The 16,671-nt window shown below is 38.9% G+C and carries 17 protein-coding genes; 5 read left to right on the top strand and 12 right to left on the bottom strand.

Features of this window, described 5'->3' with window-relative positions:
* Window positions 1-45 precede the first annotated feature (45 nt).
* Window positions 46-1,131 (bottom strand): ferredoxin reductase, encoded by a 1,086-nt coding sequence (locus EHQ24_RS09485; protein WP_135601419.1) that lies wholly within the window; start codon window positions 1,129-1,131, stop codon window positions 46-48.
* A gap of 149 nt (window positions 1,132-1,280) precedes the next feature.
* Here EHQ24_RS09485 and EHQ24_RS09490 point away from each other — a divergent pair, with 149 nt between their 5' ends.
* Window positions 1,281-1,898, top strand: coding sequence for a TetR family transcriptional regulator (locus tag EHQ24_RS09490; protein WP_135602426.1), 618 nt, complete (start codon window positions 1,281-1,283; stop codon window positions 1,896-1,898).
* Window positions 1,899-1,950: 52 nt separating this feature from the next.
* Here the strand turns inward: EHQ24_RS09490 and EHQ24_RS09495 are convergent, their stop codons facing one another.
* Both EHQ24_RS09495 and EHQ24_RS09500 read right to left on the bottom strand, forming a co-directional pair.
* A complete protein-coding gene (locus tag EHQ24_RS09495) occupies window positions 1,951-3,759 on the bottom strand; it encodes a PAS domain S-box protein (protein WP_135601420.1) in 1,809 nt (602 codons plus the stop codon).
* A 384-nt stretch (window positions 3,760-4,143) separates the two neighbouring features.
* The gene (locus tag EHQ24_RS09500) at window positions 4,144-4,542 is read right to left on the bottom strand and encodes a 6-carboxytetrahydropterin synthase (RefSeq protein ID WP_135585653.1); all 399 of its coding nucleotides are present in this window, start codon (window positions 4,540-4,542) and stop codon (window positions 4,144-4,146) included.
* Window positions 4,543-4,606: 64 nt separating this feature from the next.
* Between EHQ24_RS09500 and EHQ24_RS09505 the strand changes: the two genes are divergently transcribed.
* Window positions 4,607-4,828, top strand: a complete 222-nt coding sequence (locus EHQ24_RS09505) for a DUF1858 domain-containing protein (protein ID WP_100789227.1) — start codon at window positions 4,607-4,609, stop codon at window positions 4,826-4,828.
* 202 nt (window positions 4,829-5,030) lie between these two features.
* Window positions 5,031-5,432: a DUF2721 domain-containing protein gene (locus EHQ24_RS09510; RefSeq protein WP_135601421.1), complete on the top strand. Its 402-nt coding sequence runs from the start codon at window positions 5,031-5,033 to the stop codon at window positions 5,430-5,432.
* Window positions 5,433-5,581: 149 nt separating this feature from the next.
* On the opposite strand, the gene EHQ24_RS09515 is transcribed toward EHQ24_RS09510, so the two are convergent.
* The 9 genes from EHQ24_RS09515 to EHQ24_RS09555 form a co-directional block, all read right to left on the bottom strand.
* Window positions 5,582-6,493 (bottom strand): hypothetical protein, encoded by a 912-nt coding sequence (locus EHQ24_RS09515; protein WP_135601422.1) that lies wholly within the window; start codon window positions 6,491-6,493, stop codon window positions 5,582-5,584.
* Between the two features lie 199 nt (window positions 6,494-6,692).
* A complete protein-coding gene (locus EHQ24_RS09520) occupies window positions 6,693-7,703 on the bottom strand; it encodes a zinc-dependent alcohol dehydrogenase family protein (protein WP_135601423.1) in 1,011 nt (336 codons plus the stop codon).
* 56 nt (window positions 7,704-7,759) lie between these two features.
* On the bottom strand, window positions 7,760-8,191 hold the full coding sequence (locus EHQ24_RS09525) for a VOC family protein (protein WP_135601424.1): 432 nt from the start codon (window positions 8,189-8,191) through the stop codon (window positions 7,760-7,762).
* Between the two features lie 176 nt (window positions 8,192-8,367).
* Entirely contained in the window at window positions 8,368-9,615 is a 1,248-nt protein-coding gene (ccrA, locus tag EHQ24_RS09530) for a crotonyl-CoA carboxylase/reductase (RefSeq protein WP_135579527.1), read from the bottom strand.
* A 65-nt stretch (window positions 9,616-9,680) separates the two neighbouring features.
* Window positions 9,681-10,592 carry an LIC11086 family outer membrane transporter gene (locus tag EHQ24_RS09535; RefSeq protein WP_135601425.1) on the bottom strand — a complete coding sequence of 304 codons (912 nt, stop codon included), beginning with the start codon at window positions 10,590-10,592 and terminating at the stop codon, window positions 9,681-9,683.
* On the bottom strand, window positions 10,589-11,482 hold the full coding sequence (locus EHQ24_RS09540) for a hypothetical protein (RefSeq protein ID WP_135601426.1): 894 nt from the start codon (window positions 11,480-11,482) through the stop codon (window positions 10,589-10,591). Before EHQ24_RS09540 ends, EHQ24_RS09535 begins: the two co-directional genes overlap by 4 nt.
* Window positions 11,482-12,699: an MbnH family di-heme enzyme gene (locus EHQ24_RS09545; RefSeq protein WP_135601427.1), complete on the bottom strand. Its 1,218-nt coding sequence runs from the start codon at window positions 12,697-12,699 to the stop codon at window positions 11,482-11,484. Before EHQ24_RS09545 ends, EHQ24_RS09540 begins: the two co-directional genes overlap by 1 nt.
* A gap of 53 nt (window positions 12,700-12,752) precedes the next feature.
* On the bottom strand, window positions 12,753-13,589 hold the full coding sequence (locus EHQ24_RS09550; RefSeq protein WP_135601428.1) for an MbnP family copper-binding protein: 837 nt from the start codon (window positions 13,587-13,589) through the stop codon (window positions 12,753-12,755).
* Window positions 13,590-13,707: 118 nt separating this feature from the next.
* On the bottom strand, window positions 13,708-14,175 hold the full coding sequence (locus tag EHQ24_RS09555; protein WP_135601429.1) for an LIC_11090 family protein: 468 nt from the start codon (window positions 14,173-14,175) through the stop codon (window positions 13,708-13,710).
* 122 nt (window positions 14,176-14,297) lie between these two features.
* Between EHQ24_RS09555 and EHQ24_RS09560 the strand changes: the two genes are divergently transcribed.
* A complete protein-coding gene (locus EHQ24_RS09560) occupies window positions 14,298-14,624 on the top strand; it encodes an LB_289 family protein (protein ID WP_135601430.1) in 327 nt (108 codons plus the stop codon).
* Window positions 14,625-14,692: 68 nt separating this feature from the next.
* Entirely contained in the window at window positions 14,693-16,669 is a 1,977-nt protein-coding gene (locus tag EHQ24_RS09565) for a 7TM diverse intracellular signaling domain-containing protein (protein ID WP_135601431.1), read from the top strand.
* Window positions 16,670-16,671 lie beyond the last annotated feature (2 nt).

The following is a 16,671-nucleotide window of genomic DNA, read 5'->3' on the forward strand; positions in this document are numbered from 1 at the left end:
CATTCATTTTGTAAATTTTAGTGATTCAATTCCTGGTTTTCCCGATTACAGTTCTAATTCCAGATTTGATTCAGCTCGAGACACACAGATTTGGATGTTCTCTTCACCCAACTCAGATACTTCACCGTTTGATAGATCAGTGACAGAACCTACTGCCTTTTTACAAACACAAGTATGACAAATTCCCATACGGCATCCGCTTTGTGGGTAAATTCCTTGGTCTTCAAGTTCTTCGAGTAAAGAACGTTCCCCTTTTACCTGAATGGTTTTGTGACTAAGAGATAAAAAGACATCTACCGTTCCCGTTTTTTTTACTTTTGAGGAAGTTTGTCCAGGTAACAAAAAGAGTTCTGATTTTACATCAATTCCTTCCAGAAGAGAAAGTGCTTTGGTTTGCATGGGCGCAGGCCCACATACATATACCGAATAGGATTTTAAATCTTCTGTATACTTTTGCAAAATCTCTTTGGATAAAAATCCAGAATCATATCCTTCTTTAGGAACATCTGAAAAAATATATTTGATTTCTAACCATCCAGTTGATTTTGCGATTTCTTCTAACGAAGAATGTAAAATGATATCTTCGAATGACCTAACAAAGTATAGAAGTGTCGCTTTGCCTTTGAATTGATTTGCTGCGAGTTGTTTTAGAATGGAATGGATGGGAGTGATTCCACTTCCACCAGCCAAAAACAAAAATTTGGAAGGCAAAGTTTTGGGAAGGGTAAAATGACCCGTTGGATCACCTAACTCTAGGACGTCGCCTTTTTTAATGTTTGTATTGATAAAATTGGATACAAGTCCGCCTTTTTGGCGTTTTACGGTGATACTTAAGTATTTATCCTTTGGTAAGGAAGATAAAGAATAATACCGGGTCACTCTCCTACCTGCAATTTCTAAAGTGACAGGAACATGTTGGCCGGAACGAAACCCCTTCCACAACCAGTTGGGTTTTAACACGATTGTCTTTGCATCAGCCGTTTCTTCCCGAACAGCAACTACTTTCGCTTTGATGGTAGTGACAGAAAATCTCGGATTGATTTCCCCCAAAAGAAAATCGGCCCATTGTTTGCCCTGAAGCGAACTTAGGAATTGTCTTGGTTCGTTGTAGATAAAAGGAAATGTTTTCATTTTAGCCTCGTATTTCGCATTTAAGTGAACACTCGTTCACGGAGATATTTAATAGTGTTAATTTACATCGTTAAGTATGTCAACTCCGAATTGGACTTTTTGTCCTTGCTTTTTAAAAAAAAGTGAACGACCGTTTACTGAATTCAGTCATGAAACTCAACAAACGATACGCCCAAAAACTTCGCACCCATGACAATTTGCTCGAAAGTGCTTTACGATTGATGGGCGAAGAAAAGGGGCTAGGCGACTTAAGCCTACGTGAGGTGGCAGGAGAAGCAGGAATCGTCCCTGCGGCCTTCTATAGGCATTTCAAAAATATGGAAGAACTGGGACTGTCACTTGTGGACGAATGCGGAGGGAGGATCCAAACCATCGTTGGGGATGCGAGGAACAAAGGAGCTTATCGATCGGCCTTACAGCTGACCATCGGTTTCTTTTTTGACTATGTTACGCATAACCGCTCTCTCTTTCGGTTTATTTCCAGAGAACGTACGGGAGGCAATCGAAAGATTCGGGAAAAAATTCGTGAATCGATGAATGCCATTGCTTTCGAACTCGCTAAAGACATGCGAATGCCCAAAATGATCCCACAACTAGACATTCAGTTTGCTTCTGAGTTAATTGTTAGTATTTGTTTTCTTATGGCTTCTGACTTTTTAGATCTTGCTACAGATGCACATTCTGAGATGCGAAAACTAAAATTACAAACCATCAAACAAGTTCGTTTGGTTTTTATTGGAACGATTAGAGGAAGGAAAAAGAGATAAAAGAAAATTTGAAACGAAGTTAGGTCAAATGATTCCTTGCCTAATCACTCTTTCACTTGTCATTTGATTTTACAGGAAAGGAAATCATAATGTTCAACCCTTCTCCTTTTTTAGAAACAGAAGAAAATACACCTTTTAATTGAGAAGTCAAACTACGAATCAATTCGTAACCAAAATGATTTCCTTTTTCGATATTCACTGAGTCAGGTAATCCTTCTCCATCATCTCCCACTGATAAAATGATATTTTCATTGGTACGAGAAAGATGAATCCTTACATCTCCACCTTTTTCACTGGGATAAGCATACTTTAAGGCGTTGGTGAGTAATTCATTCAAAATCAAACCGAGTGGCAAAGTTCGTTTTAGATCCAAACGAATTTCTTCTAACTTTACATCGAACTTAATTTTTGTAGGATTGAGGACAAAAATATCATGAAGACTAAATACTAAATCTTCTATGTACTTACGAAGATCTACAGATTCTAAATCTTCCGATTGGTAAAGGTTTTCATAAACCTTTGACATTGACATGATTCTCGATTGCGCATTCAGGAACGATTGTTTGGCGACATCATTTTCAACTTTGAATGATTCTAGATTGAGAAGTCCAGAAATGATGGCGAGGGTATTTTTAACTCGGTGTTGTAACTCTTTCAGTAAAACATCTTTTTCTTCTACTGACTTAGCGAGTCGACCTTCCATATCTAGAATCTTTGTGACATCCAAGTTAATCCATAAAATAAAACGTTCTCCTGCAATTTCAAAAGCCTGGCTAAAAACTAAAACATCAAACTTTTTTCCATCATTATGTAGGACAGTCATCCTTTCGCCGGACATCCTTCCATTTTCCTGATATGCTCTGTTTAACCTTTCAATTTCTTCTGGATTACTCCAAGCCTTAAACTCTTCCGTTTTTCTACCGATGACTTTTGATTTCTCTAATTGGAAAAGAGTTTCCATGGCTGAGTTCATATCCAAATACGTACCATCTTTCAAAGTAGAAATCGCCATAGGTATGGGGCTTAGTTGGAATACTTTTGCATATACACTTTCTCCATCCTTTGGTGGAACCATTACCGAGGCATTTGGAGTTTCTCTAAAAATAATTACAATTCCATTCAGATTTTTTTCATCATCCAAAATTGGTGAAATAGTTTCTGTAACATTTGTTTCACGACCACTGCGAGAAACAATAATTAAATCATTCCTTCGTTCCGTATGAACGAGTTTGGTGTTTGAATTTAAAAAAGGATAAGATATTCGAGTTCTAGCATCTGTTTGAACTAAATATAAAAAAGAAGTCAGATTTTTTTCCAATACTTCTTCTTTTTGGTATCCCAACATATCTAAAGCTTTGTGATTGATTTCTCGAATCAATCCTTCTGGTGTTAATACAATCACACCATCACCCATTGCTTCAAAAGTGATACGAAGTTCTTTTTCACGGAAAGCTAACGATTGTTCAGCTTGGTAAAGTTGAAGGGCAGATTTAATCATACATTCAACTATGTCTGGACTCGAAATTTTGGTAACATATCCGTAATGTTTTACCTTACAAACACGATCTAAAATTTTATGATCCGAATAACCACTCAGAAATAGAATTGGGATTTCGCGGCGAGAAAGAATTTTTTCTGCAAGTTGGATTCCGTCCATACCATCAGAAAGATTGATGTCCATTAGTATTAAATCGACTCGTTCACCAGATAAAATAAAATCATAAGCATCGTTTGAATTGGAAACGTATTGTACAGAATACCCTTTGTTTTTCAAAAATTCAGATTGTGAGATGGCCAAGATGGCTTCATCTTCCACAAGCAGAATATGACCTAAACTATGTTTGAGTTCTGTAAGTGGCATAGAGTCTACTACCGATTTTCATAATGAGCAGGTAGAAAAGCAATCGATTAAGGTGACAATTTTTTATGAAAAAAAAACGAATCTTGTGCAATAAAAACAGAGAGCATTATGTTGTGTTTTTGTAGTCGTAATCGTTAGACTGAGCAATGACAAATACATTATGTCGATTTTTTATCACAAACATCTGTTTGTTTGAGTAAATTTTATGTAAGAATCCAAACTACGGATTGTTTTTTATATCACCTGTTCTTTTTTCAACTGGGTGTTGGTAGAACAATTAGTATACTCTTTGAGAGGTTTCCGTTTACCAATCTGTCCTAGGATCGCCAGTGAGTGAGGACTAGTACCTAACTATTGTTATAAAGTAATTGGTAAAAGAAATTTTTATGGCTCAAAGAAAGCGAGGTTTTCTGGTCCTTCATGGATGACGATCCGTCGAATTTTCCCTTCAGAAGATTTTACATCTGCCTTCAAACCTGAGTAGAACCAACGCGCCACATTTTCAGAAGTAGGATTGATCCCCTTAAAGTCAGGATGGTCATTGATGAGGATATGGTCTATGGAATGAACTAGTTCCATCAGTTTCGTGCGAGCGGTAAGGAAATCGTAAGAAATACCGTCAGGGCGAATGTTCGTATTTCCCTCTAAAAACACCTCTACCTTCCAGGAATGGCCGTGGATGGGCTCGTCAGAGCCATCGGCAAAGTACTGGTAGAGGAAATGGGCCGATTCAAACCTTCCCTCGATGCGGACGTAAAATTTCCCGTTTTCTTGGGTAAACATTCCATTGACGAATAGAGCATAGTCCAATATTTGTATAGTAATTTCCTTCCTGAGGGTTCTTAAGATGACTGAAACAACAAAACCGCGTTTTTTTAAAGAAATGACTGTGGGAGAGGCAATTGCCATTCACCCGGAAGCAGGTCTAGTTTTCTCTAGCTACCATTTAGGTGGCTGTTCACACTGCTCTATTAACGAAGTAGAAACAATTGAACAAGTTTGTATGGGTTATGGTGTTGAAGTAGATACTCTTATCGATTCCTTAAACAATCTTTTCGCAGAAGAATAGACTAAAAAAACTTTTCCTACCCGCACCGGGCCATTTTGGCCCTTGTGTTTTTTCTATCCACCCAGCTATAGTTTCGTAGGTTTACGTTGGCAAAACAATTTGTAAGTTTCCAATATAAAAATAAAATTGATTGGGGACTTGTTGCTGATGAAAACATGAGTTCGGGCAAGTCAATTCTCCAGATCAAACAAGGTCAATTTAGTTGGACAACCTAACATATAGTATACCTGGTCTTTTATTTCCAGCGATTTCCTTACTAATGCTCGCCTATACCAATCGTTTTTTTGGGTTGGCCAAACTTTCGCGACAACTCCTCAGTGAATATGAAACTTCCAAATCAGAAATTTTAGAAAAACAAATTCACAATCTACGTTTTCGCATTTCTCTCATTTTATATTCTCAAAGTGCCGGAATCTTTAGTTTGATTCTTTGCACTTGTTCTATGGGAATGATCCCATTTTATAATATTGTGGCTTGGATATTATTTGCTTCATCACTTTTGTTTATGGTGATCTCGCTTATCTTAGCGCTGATTGAAATTCATTTATCGGTGATTGCATTGGATATAGAAAGAAATTCAATTTTGCAATCAGGTTCTAAATAAAAGACTAGTTTAAAAAAATAAGATTACCCGTTTTGATAATCTTATTTTAAAGAATTGTTTCCTTAACTTTCAGAATTCAAATTGTTTATTGGATATTGAATATCAAACAAACAGAATCCATTGAGTGGAATGGTGTGTATATTCCCTCTTTATTGAAAGATAACTCTTCCCAAGTTATCGATCGTACCACTATTACAATCGCCAGAACCAGCTGAATTACTAACTGGAGCAGCAACCCCAGTCCCTGCGCTATAATAAACTCTTGTTACTAAACCTTGCCCATTGGTAGTTGCTGCATTAATTGAAAACAAACATCGTCCACTGATCGTTGGAGAGGCAGCTGCATTAACAGTGGCACAACTATTAGTAGAACTATAAGTTCCTCCGGAACAAACTCCAGCATTATGATTGCCACCCACGGAAAAATCATAACAGGAACCATTTGCGATAAAATTACAACTACCTCCACTGCCGACTAAAGTGGGACTATTGGCAGCTTGTACTTTAATATTTCCGCCAAACGTTCCAGATACATAAAAACTTTTTACCCTAACACGATATGAACCTATTGCCAAATTTTCCAATAACCTTTCTCTACTAGAACTAGAGGGATTCGTATCAGTTTTAGTGATGACTACTGTCCCAGTAGAATTTGTTAACTCCAAAACCAAATCCACTGTACTTGTAGATGTAAAAGCCGTGATGAGATGATTTCCAGGCGATGTTACATTTAGATCAAAGTCAACTAAGGGGCTATTTGTTAGGATATTTCCACTAGATGAGGTTCCATTGATCGTGATACTCCCGCTCGTAGTAGGGATAGCTTTACACCTGTCAGTTGTATTCGTTTGGTTTAAATTAAATGCGCTGACACACAAAAATCCCGAAGCACAATTTGCATTCGAAGTACAGGCAACGCCATCGGTACCTGAGCCAGTTGAGGTAGACCTTGGAGCGGCAAGTAACAGTAACAATAAAGAGTCTTCTGAAGAATTTTCAGGCTTAGAAGAACAATTTAAAACAAAAACCAAAAACACAGTGAACTGAATCATTTTTTTCATATAAAAACCTGACGCAGAATGCACCAAACGTTAGTTTATCGTCAACGAGAATTGGTTAACCTTTTTAATGGAACGAACGAATACAGCATAATTTTCGTTATAAGTTCATAGTTTAGCACAAAATCCCTGTTTTAAGGGAAAGGCCCAATCGTGACTTCTGTTAGTTGAGACAAAAAGTAAGGAGAAAGGTGAAAATAACCTAAATTCGAATCACTATTTTTCCAAAATGAGATCCGGATCGTAAGTATCGAATGGCATCAGCAGATTCCTCTAAAGTAAAAACTTTATCAACCACCGGACGTAATCCAGATGCCTCGATCGCTTGGTTCATTTCGATAAATGCTTTTCTGCCACCGACCACTAACCCTTGAATTTTTAAATTGTTCATAACTGCGGGAAGCAAATTGAGTTCGCCCGATTTACCGGCAAGGATCCCAATCAAATGGATCACACCAAATGGTCGACAGGCGGCAATGGATTGTTCCAATGTTCCGGCCCCACCCACTTCAATGATATGATCGGCTCCGACTTTTCCAGTGATCCGACGGACTTCTTTTCCCCATTCGGGAGTTTCTTTGTAATTGATTAGGTAATCAGCCCCTAACTCTTTTCCCCTTTCCAACTTTTCGCCACTGGATGAAGTGAGAATGACTTTGGCTCCAACAAGTTTTGCAAATTGTAAGGCAAATATCGATACACCGCCAGTTCCTTGTACTACGACAAATTCACCCGGTTTTAATTGGCTAAATTGAAATAATCCTGACCAAGCAGTGAGGGCAGCGCATGGCAAGGTGGCCGCTTCATCAAAAGACAAATGGTTGGGAATCCGAACAAGGCCAGTCTCTGGAACCAAGGCAAACTCGCGTAAGGTGCCTGGTAATGGACCTCCAATGGTGTGGCGCATTTCGGCATGGGTTGCTTCTTTTGCAATCCACTTGGGGGCAAAAGTGAGAAGCACTCGGTCTCCCACTTTCCATTCTGTCACCCCAGAACCTATACTCACCACTTCTCCAGCCCCATCACTGCAAGGAACTAAGGGGAGAGGGAACTTGGGATTGTATTTTCCTTCAACAACCAAAGAGTCTCGATAGTTTAAGGAAGCGGCCCGCATTCGAACTAACACTTCTGTTGTGCCAGGACTTGTAGGTTCCGGAACCTCTTCAATTTTCAAATGATCCAAACCAAAACTATTGATTTGTGCTTGTTTCATACTTTCCCCTAATTAAAACTTAAAAACAAAAAAAATCATAACAAATGTTATGCGAACTATTTACTTAGAACAATTTCGCCATCTGCATTCAATGGAAAAAATGGATTAAAAGCTACTTCAAAAATATGACCATCAAAATCTTTAAAATAAGCACTGTATCCTCCCCAAAAAACTTTTGTAGGTTCTTTGAGAATTTCTGCACCTAATGCCCGCACTTTGTTGATTACGGCATCCACCTCGGCTTCACTTGTTTGGTTTTGAGCGAGAGTGATTCCGGAAAACTTTTGACGTTTTTGAAAAGGAATTCCAATATCTTCAGCCAAAGCTTCTTCACCGAATAAACCAAAAACAAGGGCTCCAATTTGAAAAAAAGCCACACTATCATTACTTTCTTTTGAAAGTTTCCAACCGAGTCCCTTTTCATAGAAGTCGATGGAACGTTTTAAATCGGAAACACCTAGGGTGATTAAATTGATTCTTGGATACATAAAGGATCTCCTTTTGTTTAAATATGAACTTTTTAGAAATAAAAAATATGATAAGGGAATTTGGATTCACAAAACGGATGTTTCATGGTAGATGGAGCCATTGGGTGGCGGGTGGTTAACCCCACCCAGTCTAAATAGGGCGGGGACATGTAATCTAAATACTCACCTGGAAAGAATTACTTCTTCCCAAGACCTGTAGTTTTTGCACCAACGAGGATTGACATGTTTCCTGATGGATGTTTGTTTTCGCGCATCAATTGGTGGCACTCACCTGTTTGTTCGAAACTGTAAGTTTCTGCTAAAACTGGATCCACTTTTTTATCAATCACGAGTTGGTTGAGATCACGACAGTTGTCGTCGTTTGCGAAGTGAGAACCTTGCAGACGTTTTTGTCTCATCCACAGATAACGTAAGTCAGCTGTTGCATTGAAACCAGTAGTTCCAGCACAAATCACAACCATACCACCGGTTTCACAAACAAATACGGAAGTAGGAAGTGTCGTTTCACCCGGATGTTCAAATACGATTTGTGGGTTTTTGCCTTTACCAGCAATGTCCCAAATCGCTTTTCCAAATTCACGAGCTTGTTTGGTCCACTCAACAAATGCTTCTGGTTTATTGATATCAGAAGTGAGTCCACCCCAGTGTTTGAACTTGTTACGGTTGATCACACCAGCAGCACCTAAGTTTTTACAAAAATCAATTTTGTCGTCAGAAGAAACAACAGCGATTGGAATTCCACCAGCTGCTTTTACAATTTGGATCGCCATAGCACCAAGTCCACCGGCTCCACCCCAAATCAAAGCAACATCACCAGGTTTTACATCGTTTGGTTTCCAGTGGTGTAACATTCTATAAGCAGTTGCAGCAACTAACATATATGCAGCGGATGCTTCCCATGTTAGGTGTTGTGGTCGAGGAAGACACTGATGGTCTTGTACTTTGCAGAACTGTGCAAAGGAACCCCAATTGGATTCATATCCCCAAATGATTTGAGAAGGTGCATACATTGGATCTTTTCCAGCAAGAACCCATGGATCTTTTGGATCCCACATAGCACAATGGACAACAACTTCGTCACCCACTTTCACATTTTTAACTTCAGCTCCGACTTTGTAGACAATACCAGAAGCATCAGATCCACCGATGTGGAATTTTTCTGGTTCCCCTTTTTTGTTACGAGCTGCGATCACATCAACGGGATATCCAAGGGCTGCCCAAACGTTATTATAGTTAACTCCAGCAGCCATAGTGGCTACGAGAACTTCGTTCGGACCGATCTCCGGAACATCAATGACTTCTGATTGGAAAGAAGTTTTCGGTTCGCCGTAACGTTCCGGGCGAATGACCTGCGCGTGCATTTTTTTGGGCACAACTCCAATAGGAGGGAGTTCCCCTACTGGTACGATTTCTACGTTGCTCATAGATTACCTTTTACGATTAAAAATTTATAGAGTTTCTTAGAACGTTTTAAAAAAGGCATCAATTGTCAATCGCTTCCCCACTCCATAGAGAAGGCAAATGTCCATGCCGATTGATAGAGTCGATACTCACGATCCCTTTGTAATGGATAACGATAGGCTATACTCATATTGTATTTTTCAGAAAAATTCCAAGAAAATCCAGTGCTTGCTTCTGTAAAATAAGATGGATTTGCTTTGTCTTTTTCTTTGGAATAATCGACTCCATTGTATGGATTACGATACAAGAGTCCGGTAAAAAGAGAAATCTCTGGCATCAAATAATACGTCACATAAGCAGAAATGAGGGTAGTTTTTTTGAATTCATATTCTGGTTCCGGAGGAGAAGCAGAAGGTTTACGAACATAGTAAGGAACGCCGTCATTGTCTTGTAAGTTGTTTGGTTGGGGACGAGAAAGTGGATTTAATCCACCAATCTTAGTCACAAAAGACCACTTCTCATACAAATAACCAAGTTTAATAAACCCAGAACCTGTATAATAATTTCCACCAGTGAAACGGTCTGTATCAGGTCCACTGGGAAATCCAACGGAACCTTCGATCACAAAAAAGTAAGGTTTATCTAAATCAAAAAAAGGTTGGAATTTAAAACCAAGATAAGTTTTCCCAATCCTTGCCGCATCTTCCCTTCCTCTTTGTTGGTAGTAGTTCCAAGGAACAGAAGCATTCAGTGCAAACCTTCCATCAAAAAAATTCATCTCTGCGAATGCAGTCGTAGTGAAGAGATGACTATTTTCACGAGTGGACTGGTAATAATCTTGGGTCATTACCAAATAGTTAGTTGGTTTTTCCCTCTTTCCCGTAAACGGATCCACAAACCTTGCAGTTGCATTCGGACTATCCGACGAACCAGTGTGATGCGAATTTATTGATTGAAACGAAATTAAAAATAGAATTAAAACTAAAAAACTTTGTTTCATCGTTCCACTCCAGGAAAACATCCAGGAAAACTAAAAACGATATCTTCTGCTTGGAGATTCTGAAGAAGGATATTGTATAAATTAACATTCGAAACTTTGGAAATGACCACGGGCCCGGCCACAAGTGACAATTGTTGTAAAAACCGGAGTGGTGATCCAGACACTGTCCGATCTTGGAAAAGTGAAGATAACGAAATTAAAATTTCTATATTTCCAGACCGACCCAGTTTAATCGGGATCTTACATTTAGGAGTGATGGATTTATTTCCTTGCGGAAGTAGAATCGTCACATCTTTTCCTCCCACATCCATCCGAATGTAAATTTCTTCCCAACTAACATTCGCAACCGCCACCACTCCCAGTGGCATACTCGACATCCTTGTATTTGGATAAAGAAAACTAGCACCCGTTTCCATCGTACTATTGTACTGAGTGATGTTGGTCACAGTCGATGCGGATAAAAATGCATACGACTTACCATACAAATCATCCGCTGGCAAATCCAAAGGCACCGTATAAGGAGTATGTGTTTTCGCCGTTGCGTTAGAACTTTTTTCCGAACTAGAGGTAGATACACCTAACGTTTGACTTGGTGGGTTGATCCGATAAGTTCCCATTTCCCAATTGATATAAGAACTACTTTGGATTGTGATATTATAACTCACCGCATTACTTGTCAAACTAAACTGGTTTAGGTTATCATCTGCTTGGTCATCATAACCGCGAAGATTCGTTCCCACTGCTACCATTTGGTTATTATTAAAAAAAATTAAGTTCTGCAAAATCGTCAGTTTATCCTTATTGCTATCACCCACCGAACCAAAAGTACAGTGGGAGAGTAATAAACAATTCATTGCAATGAAACTTAGTCTATAAATTCGTTCTCTCATCAAAAAGGACTCGCAAACTTAGGATTGGTTAAAAACTCATCATCCGTTAGAGCCAAAAGAAAATTTACCATATCATTTCTTTGTGAATCGGTAATGGTAAAAGCTCGAATGAGTGTAACGTCCTTGGCCGTATGCGCTTGACCACCCGAACGGTAATGATCCACCACCTGCGTTAAAGCATCTCTGGCGCAATCCACTTTTGTTTTCCCAGCAGCCGCTCCTGCAGCTTTATCCGGATTATTTGCATCAGCACACATAAAACTGCCATCATGCATGTATGGATAAGTGACCCCAATATTTCGCAATGACGGTGCTCTAAATTTCCCTGTATCGGATGCGACACCTGTTAAGTCAAATAACCCTCGTTTGTTGCTAGGAAGGCCTGCGTAATAAGCATCCGTATGAATTCCGTTGCTATGGTAAAAGAATTCTTCCGTTGCCCCACCATGAAACGAAGTGTCTGTAAAATTAAATCCACCGTGACAATGAAAACATTCCGCCACTTCGCCATTAAATATATTGAGTCCACGTATCTCGGAGGCAGTTAAAGCTGATTTGTTATTTCTAAATGTGTATTGGTCGTATCTTGAATTTCCTGAAATCATTGATCTTTGGAAACTCGCGATGGCAAATCGTACGTTCTGTTCATTCACAGCAGTATCCGCATTTCCAAACGCATTTGTAAACAAAGATTGGTAAATCGATTTGGCTTTTAGTTTATCTAAAAAAACATTGGAAGAAAGTCCAAGTTCAATCGGAGACTCACCAAACATAGGTGCACGTGCTTGGATTTCTAAACTCGTCATTTTTGGATTACTCCAAGTGAGTCTTGGCATATAAGCAACATTGGATAAATGTTGTGAATTTCTAGGATGAGAGACATTTGTAATTCCAGCAGGAAAATCCTTTCCATCTGCAAAGGCGAGGGATTGAATATGGCAACTCCCACAAGACATGGTCTCATTACCTGAAAGTATTTTTTCATTAAACAAATGCCTTCCCAGTTCTACCTTTGCTTTGGACATAGGATTTTCCGAAGGAACAATTGGTACCGGAAAACCGGGTGGCAAATCCCAAACCCAATCAGAGGCATTCGCCAATATTCCAAGAGCTGCCAGTAACATGTCTTGGTTGTTTTCTTTTTTCTGGAACGGAAGAATGTTACAACCAAGGAAAAAAACAAAAAGAACAAAAAAAGGAAAATGAAAATACTTCATAAATGTATCCTATAAAACCTAGGTTGGTAAATACATACCAACCTAGAAAAAACTTATTTGAGACTAAACACTCGTTGTGTGATCGAACTATCAACCGCACCAGAACTAATATTCAATCCAAATGCTTGAACCAAAGTATCACAAGGTGCTCCAGTACCAGGCATACACATACCCATCGCTCCGAATGTATGTCCGTTCAGTAACTTATCTACATCAAAGGAAACCTTTTGGCTACTTGGATTAAATTGACCAGTCAACTGTATTGATGCTCTAAACTTTTTTGAGCAGTTACCATAGTTAGGTGCTCCGCTACAGGTAGTCGATCCTACATGTAAACTAGTCCAATCACTACCATTATATGTGAATTCAATCTTTGAATGTTTATATCCACCTGTCCAAGACCAATACATTGCTCCGTTGTTTAATGGTGCTGCCTGATTAGTTCGATCCAAATGATTTAATGCCTCAGGTACACCGACAGTAAACTGAACTCCAGTATAACTTCCTGCAGGTGCAGTTCCAGAGACTTTAGCATTTGTTTCAGTAGTCTGCGTTGTTTCCAGATCCACAAGGGCTAATCCATTGGATTGCCAAACATTGTCAGTGGACAAGGTCACATCTGCAGTTGTACCGTCCGCTTTTACCAGTTTCACTTCCGAAATATACAATCGAAAGTCACGAAACTGAACGGTTCGACTATCTGCGGTGATATTCGAACCAGTGACCAATGATTGCCCATTCGCCAATGCCTCAAAGTTTAGATTCACTGCTTGCGGCATCGCCAAAGCCAATAATGCCAAGGTTTGGTTGTCGTCTGATTTGGAATTCGGATCACAGGAAATAACCCCGAGTACCGAAAGAAAAATAAAAAACTTTTTAAATATGTTCATAAATACCTAATATTCTAAAATACGATTGTTATTTTGATATCGATCGATGGAAAAAGCAGGAATGAAAAATCATTCAAACATTTGCCTACCAATCTACTAAATGTAAATGTTTAGAATCTTAGATACGGGGTGGTCGGAGTAAAGAAGGGATTTTTCCATCCTCAAGAGTGGAAGGAGACTCAGTCATTCTGTAAATGATATCAGTTAAGGAAACCAATGGAAAAGTTAAACTTGGTCTATCCATTGTTTGGTGGTGTGTACGGAGATTGAGAGCATCTTTTTTTTGTTTTTTACAGGAACAAAGATGGGTCTCTCCTGATTTTGCATCATGGCAACTGGGTTTTAGAGTTTCTTCCGGACTGGTTCCGTGGTCATGCGAGGAAACTAAGGAGAGGGAGTTTGCCTTATCTTCAGAAAAAAGTTTGTCTTCTACATTCCCATGTTTTTCTTTTTTGGATCCATGGTTGCATTGACAGATTTTTGACGCGGACTCTACACAATACCCGAGTAACCCACTCCCTAAAAATAAGAATTGGGTGCAAAGGAACAAGGCCAGACTACCGGCAATCCACCGTTTGCAGAGCATCTACCCCATGATTGGCCACCCAACCCAAAAATCGAGCCATTTTTGGACAAATTTAGTGTCCCCTCTCCTGCCCTTTGAAAACATGGTCTTGGAACCAATGCAAACGAGCTAGAGGCCATCAGATGAAACGCACGGAACTTGAACGCAGGGAACGAGAACTGCGAAAAGCAGAAAAGAAAAAGATCCTACCCGGAGAGAAAGAAGCCATGAGCGTGGGCGATTATATCGACTCCCTTTTTGGAATGTTTCGTTATGATTCGGATGAGATTTTTAATGCAGCCGATGATGAAAACATTCTAGAACTTCTGGAAAACATGAAAATGGAACACCCAGAAAAACAATGGGACGTGATCATCCGCAAGGCTGTGAACAAAACCAAAGTAGAACAAAAAGAAAAGGCTTACGACTCCCTTCGTATCCTTGCAGGAATTCCTGCAGTCACCGCTTAATTCCTTTTTTTTCTAATACAAACAGATTTACAAAGGAAGGTCTTCGTCTTATACTGTGACCTTCCTGTATGAAACAGACCCTCACCTTCATTCTGTTATGTCTCTTTCATACTAACTTATTTGCTGAACCAAAATCTTGCCCGAACACAACTCCTGTTGCGCTTTCCTCTCTACAAGGCAAAACTTTTGACCTATCCCATCACCTAACTTATTTTTCTAAAAACCCTTCCCTCCAAACGTTATCTGAGGTTTTAATCCACTTCCAAACATATCCTACAGAAAAATCTGAAGGTATCGTCCCTAACTTTGGAAACACTGACAAACAGTATTGGTTTTGTTTTATCATTCATAACGATGAAAATTATTACAAACGAATCATCACTTTTATAAAATACCCATTATTGGATGAGGTTAAATTTTTCGCCTTACGAGAATCAGGTGAAATTTCAGGAAACACACAAGGCAGACTCTATCCTTTTAGGAACAGAGAAAGAGATTATCGAGGATTCAGTTATGGAACTGACCTTTTGCCAAGTGAAACAGTCACTTACTTCGTAGGTGTCAAAACAGATAGTTCCATTTCTGTGCCACTCATGATCGCAGAAGAAAAAGATTTTGATAGTTTTGTTTCTTTGGATACCTTACTACAAGGTTTTTATTTCGGAATTGTGGGAGTGATGACATTATACAATCTTTTTGTATATTTCATGGTTCGAGACAAAGCTTATATTTTTTATGTTTTGTATTTATTTTTATCAGCAATTTTATTTCAATTTTCTATGCAAGGATTGTTACCTGCACTTTTTTTTCCGTCTTCGCCTGATTTAGTTTATAAAATTCACAATCCACTTTACTTTTTATTTTTAATCTCCTGTTTTCCGCTAAGTATCACCTTCATGAACTTAAAGGAAAACTCTCCTTTCATTTACAAATGGTTTTTAGCATTGAGTATCATTCCGATTGTTAGTTTTTGCCTTTTGCCATTTTTTCCTTATCGTTTGATGAACAGGGCAGGAGATATATTTTCATTTTTACTCGCTTTTTTTGCATTGGTAGTCTCTTTTTACATTGCTTACATTAAAAAATTCCCACCAGCTAGATTTTATTTCTTTGGGTTTTTCTTTGTGATTGTTGGTGGACTTGCTACGGTTCTCAGGTACATGGGTTTTTTTCCTGTTAATGTTTTTACTGAAAATGCATTTCAAATCGGAACTGCTATCGAAGTATTACTAATGGCATTTGGTTTGGGTGATCGGATATCCGTGGTTCGCAAAGAAAAAGACAAAATTCAACTCAAAGCCGAAATCGACAAACAAAAGTTAATCGCCTATGGAAAAGAACTAAAATTAGCCCAAAAACTACAAGAGTCAACCTTACCGCAAGTCCTACCCAAATTCCCTGGCCTTATCATCAAAACTGGTTATTTCCCTGCTTCTTTGGTGGGTGGGGATTTTTACGATCTCACGGTATTTGGCAAACACCAAATCTGCTGTTTGATTGCCGATGTCACTGGACATGGAGTACCTGCGGCCATAGAAGCTGCCATGTTAAAAATTGCTTATATGCAAACCTTGGCTTTTGCTAACAAACCAGGTAAAGTTCTGGAAAGTATCAATGTTTCTCTTGCGGGAAATTATAAAAATCAATTTCTAACAGCAAGTGCCATCTTTATCGATTTGGAACATAAACTTTTAAAAGTAGCAAATGCAGGACACCCCGCCTTATATAAGTTCAACGAAAATTCCACAACCATTGAAGTCATCCGCCCAAAAGGCAAACTCATTGGATATTCGAAAGAAGTTCAATACTTAGAAGAAACCCATAAACTTTCCACAGGAGATAAAATTTTACTTTTTACCGATGGAATTTGGGATTTATGGGAAAATGGTGATTCGGGAGAAGGAGAACTCCTCAATTGGTTACTAAGAAGAAAGTCAGAATCCGTTGAATCATTGTATGGTGGGATTGATGAACACATTCGTCTACGAAACCAAGGCGGTCCCGCAGACGATGATATAACTTTTATTCTATTTGAAATTAAATAACA

Source organism: Leptospira noumeaensis, from assembly GCF_004770765.1.
Lineage (GTDB): Bacteria > Spirochaetota > Leptospiria > Leptospirales > Leptospiraceae > Leptospira_A > Leptospira_A noumeaensis.

What these genes read in the sequence shown, in the direction of transcription:
- ccrA (WP_135579527.1), bottom strand. Translation starts at nt 9,615, where the DNA reads ATGAGCAACGTAGAAATCGTACCAGTAGGGGAACTCCCTCCTATTGGA.
- EHQ24_RS09495 (WP_135601420.1), bottom strand. Translation starts at nt 3,759, where the DNA reads ATGCCACTTACAGAACTCAAACATAGTTTAGGTCATATTCTGCTTGTG.
- EHQ24_RS09515 (WP_135601422.1), bottom strand. Translation starts at nt 6,493, where the DNA reads ATGAAAAAAATGATTCAGTTCACTGTGTTTTTGGTTTTTGTTTTAAAT.
- EHQ24_RS09535 (WP_135601425.1), bottom strand. Translation starts at nt 10,592, where the DNA reads ATGAAACAAAGTTTTTTAGTTTTAATTCTATTTTTAATTTCGTTTCAA.
- EHQ24_RS09485 (WP_135601419.1), bottom strand. Translation starts at nt 1,131, where the DNA reads ATGAAAACATTTCCTTTTATCTACAACGAACCAAGACAATTCCTAAGT.
- EHQ24_RS09505 (WP_100789227.1), top strand. Translation starts at nt 4,607, where the DNA reads ATGACTGAAACAACAAAACCGCGTTTTTTTAAAGAAATGACTGTGGGA.
- EHQ24_RS09490 (WP_135602426.1), top strand. Translation starts at nt 1,281, where the DNA reads ATGAAACTCAACAAACGATACGCCCAAAAACTTCGCACCCATGACAAT.
- EHQ24_RS09520 (WP_135601423.1), bottom strand. Translation starts at nt 7,703, where the DNA reads ATGAAACAAGCACAAATCAATAGTTTTGGTTTGGATCATTTGAAAATT.
- EHQ24_RS09565 (WP_135601431.1), top strand. Translation starts at nt 14,693, where the DNA reads ATGAAACAGACCCTCACCTTCATTCTGTTATGTCTCTTTCATACTAAC.
- EHQ24_RS09555 (WP_135601429.1), bottom strand. Translation starts at nt 14,175, where the DNA reads ATGCTCTGCAAACGGTGGATTGCCGGTAGTCTGGCCTTGTTCCTTTGC.
- EHQ24_RS09545 (WP_135601427.1), bottom strand. Translation starts at nt 12,699, where the DNA reads ATGAAGTATTTTCATTTTCCTTTTTTTGTTCTTTTTGTTTTTTTCCTT.
- EHQ24_RS09500 (WP_135585653.1), bottom strand. Translation starts at nt 4,542, where the DNA reads ATGTTTACCCAAGAAAACGGGAAATTTTACGTCCGCATCGAGGGAAGG.
- EHQ24_RS09560 (WP_135601430.1), top strand. Translation starts at nt 14,298, where the DNA reads ATGAAACGCACGGAACTTGAACGCAGGGAACGAGAACTGCGAAAAGCA.
- EHQ24_RS09550 (WP_135601428.1), bottom strand. Translation starts at nt 13,589, where the DNA reads ATGAACATATTTAAAAAGTTTTTTATTTTTCTTTCGGTACTCGGGGTT.
- EHQ24_RS09525 (WP_135601424.1), bottom strand. Translation starts at nt 8,191, where the DNA reads ATGTATCCAAGAATCAATTTAATCACCCTAGGTGTTTCCGATTTAAAA.
- EHQ24_RS09540 (WP_135601426.1), bottom strand. Translation starts at nt 11,482, where the DNA reads ATGAGAGAACGAATTTATAGACTAAGTTTCATTGCAATGAATTGTTTA.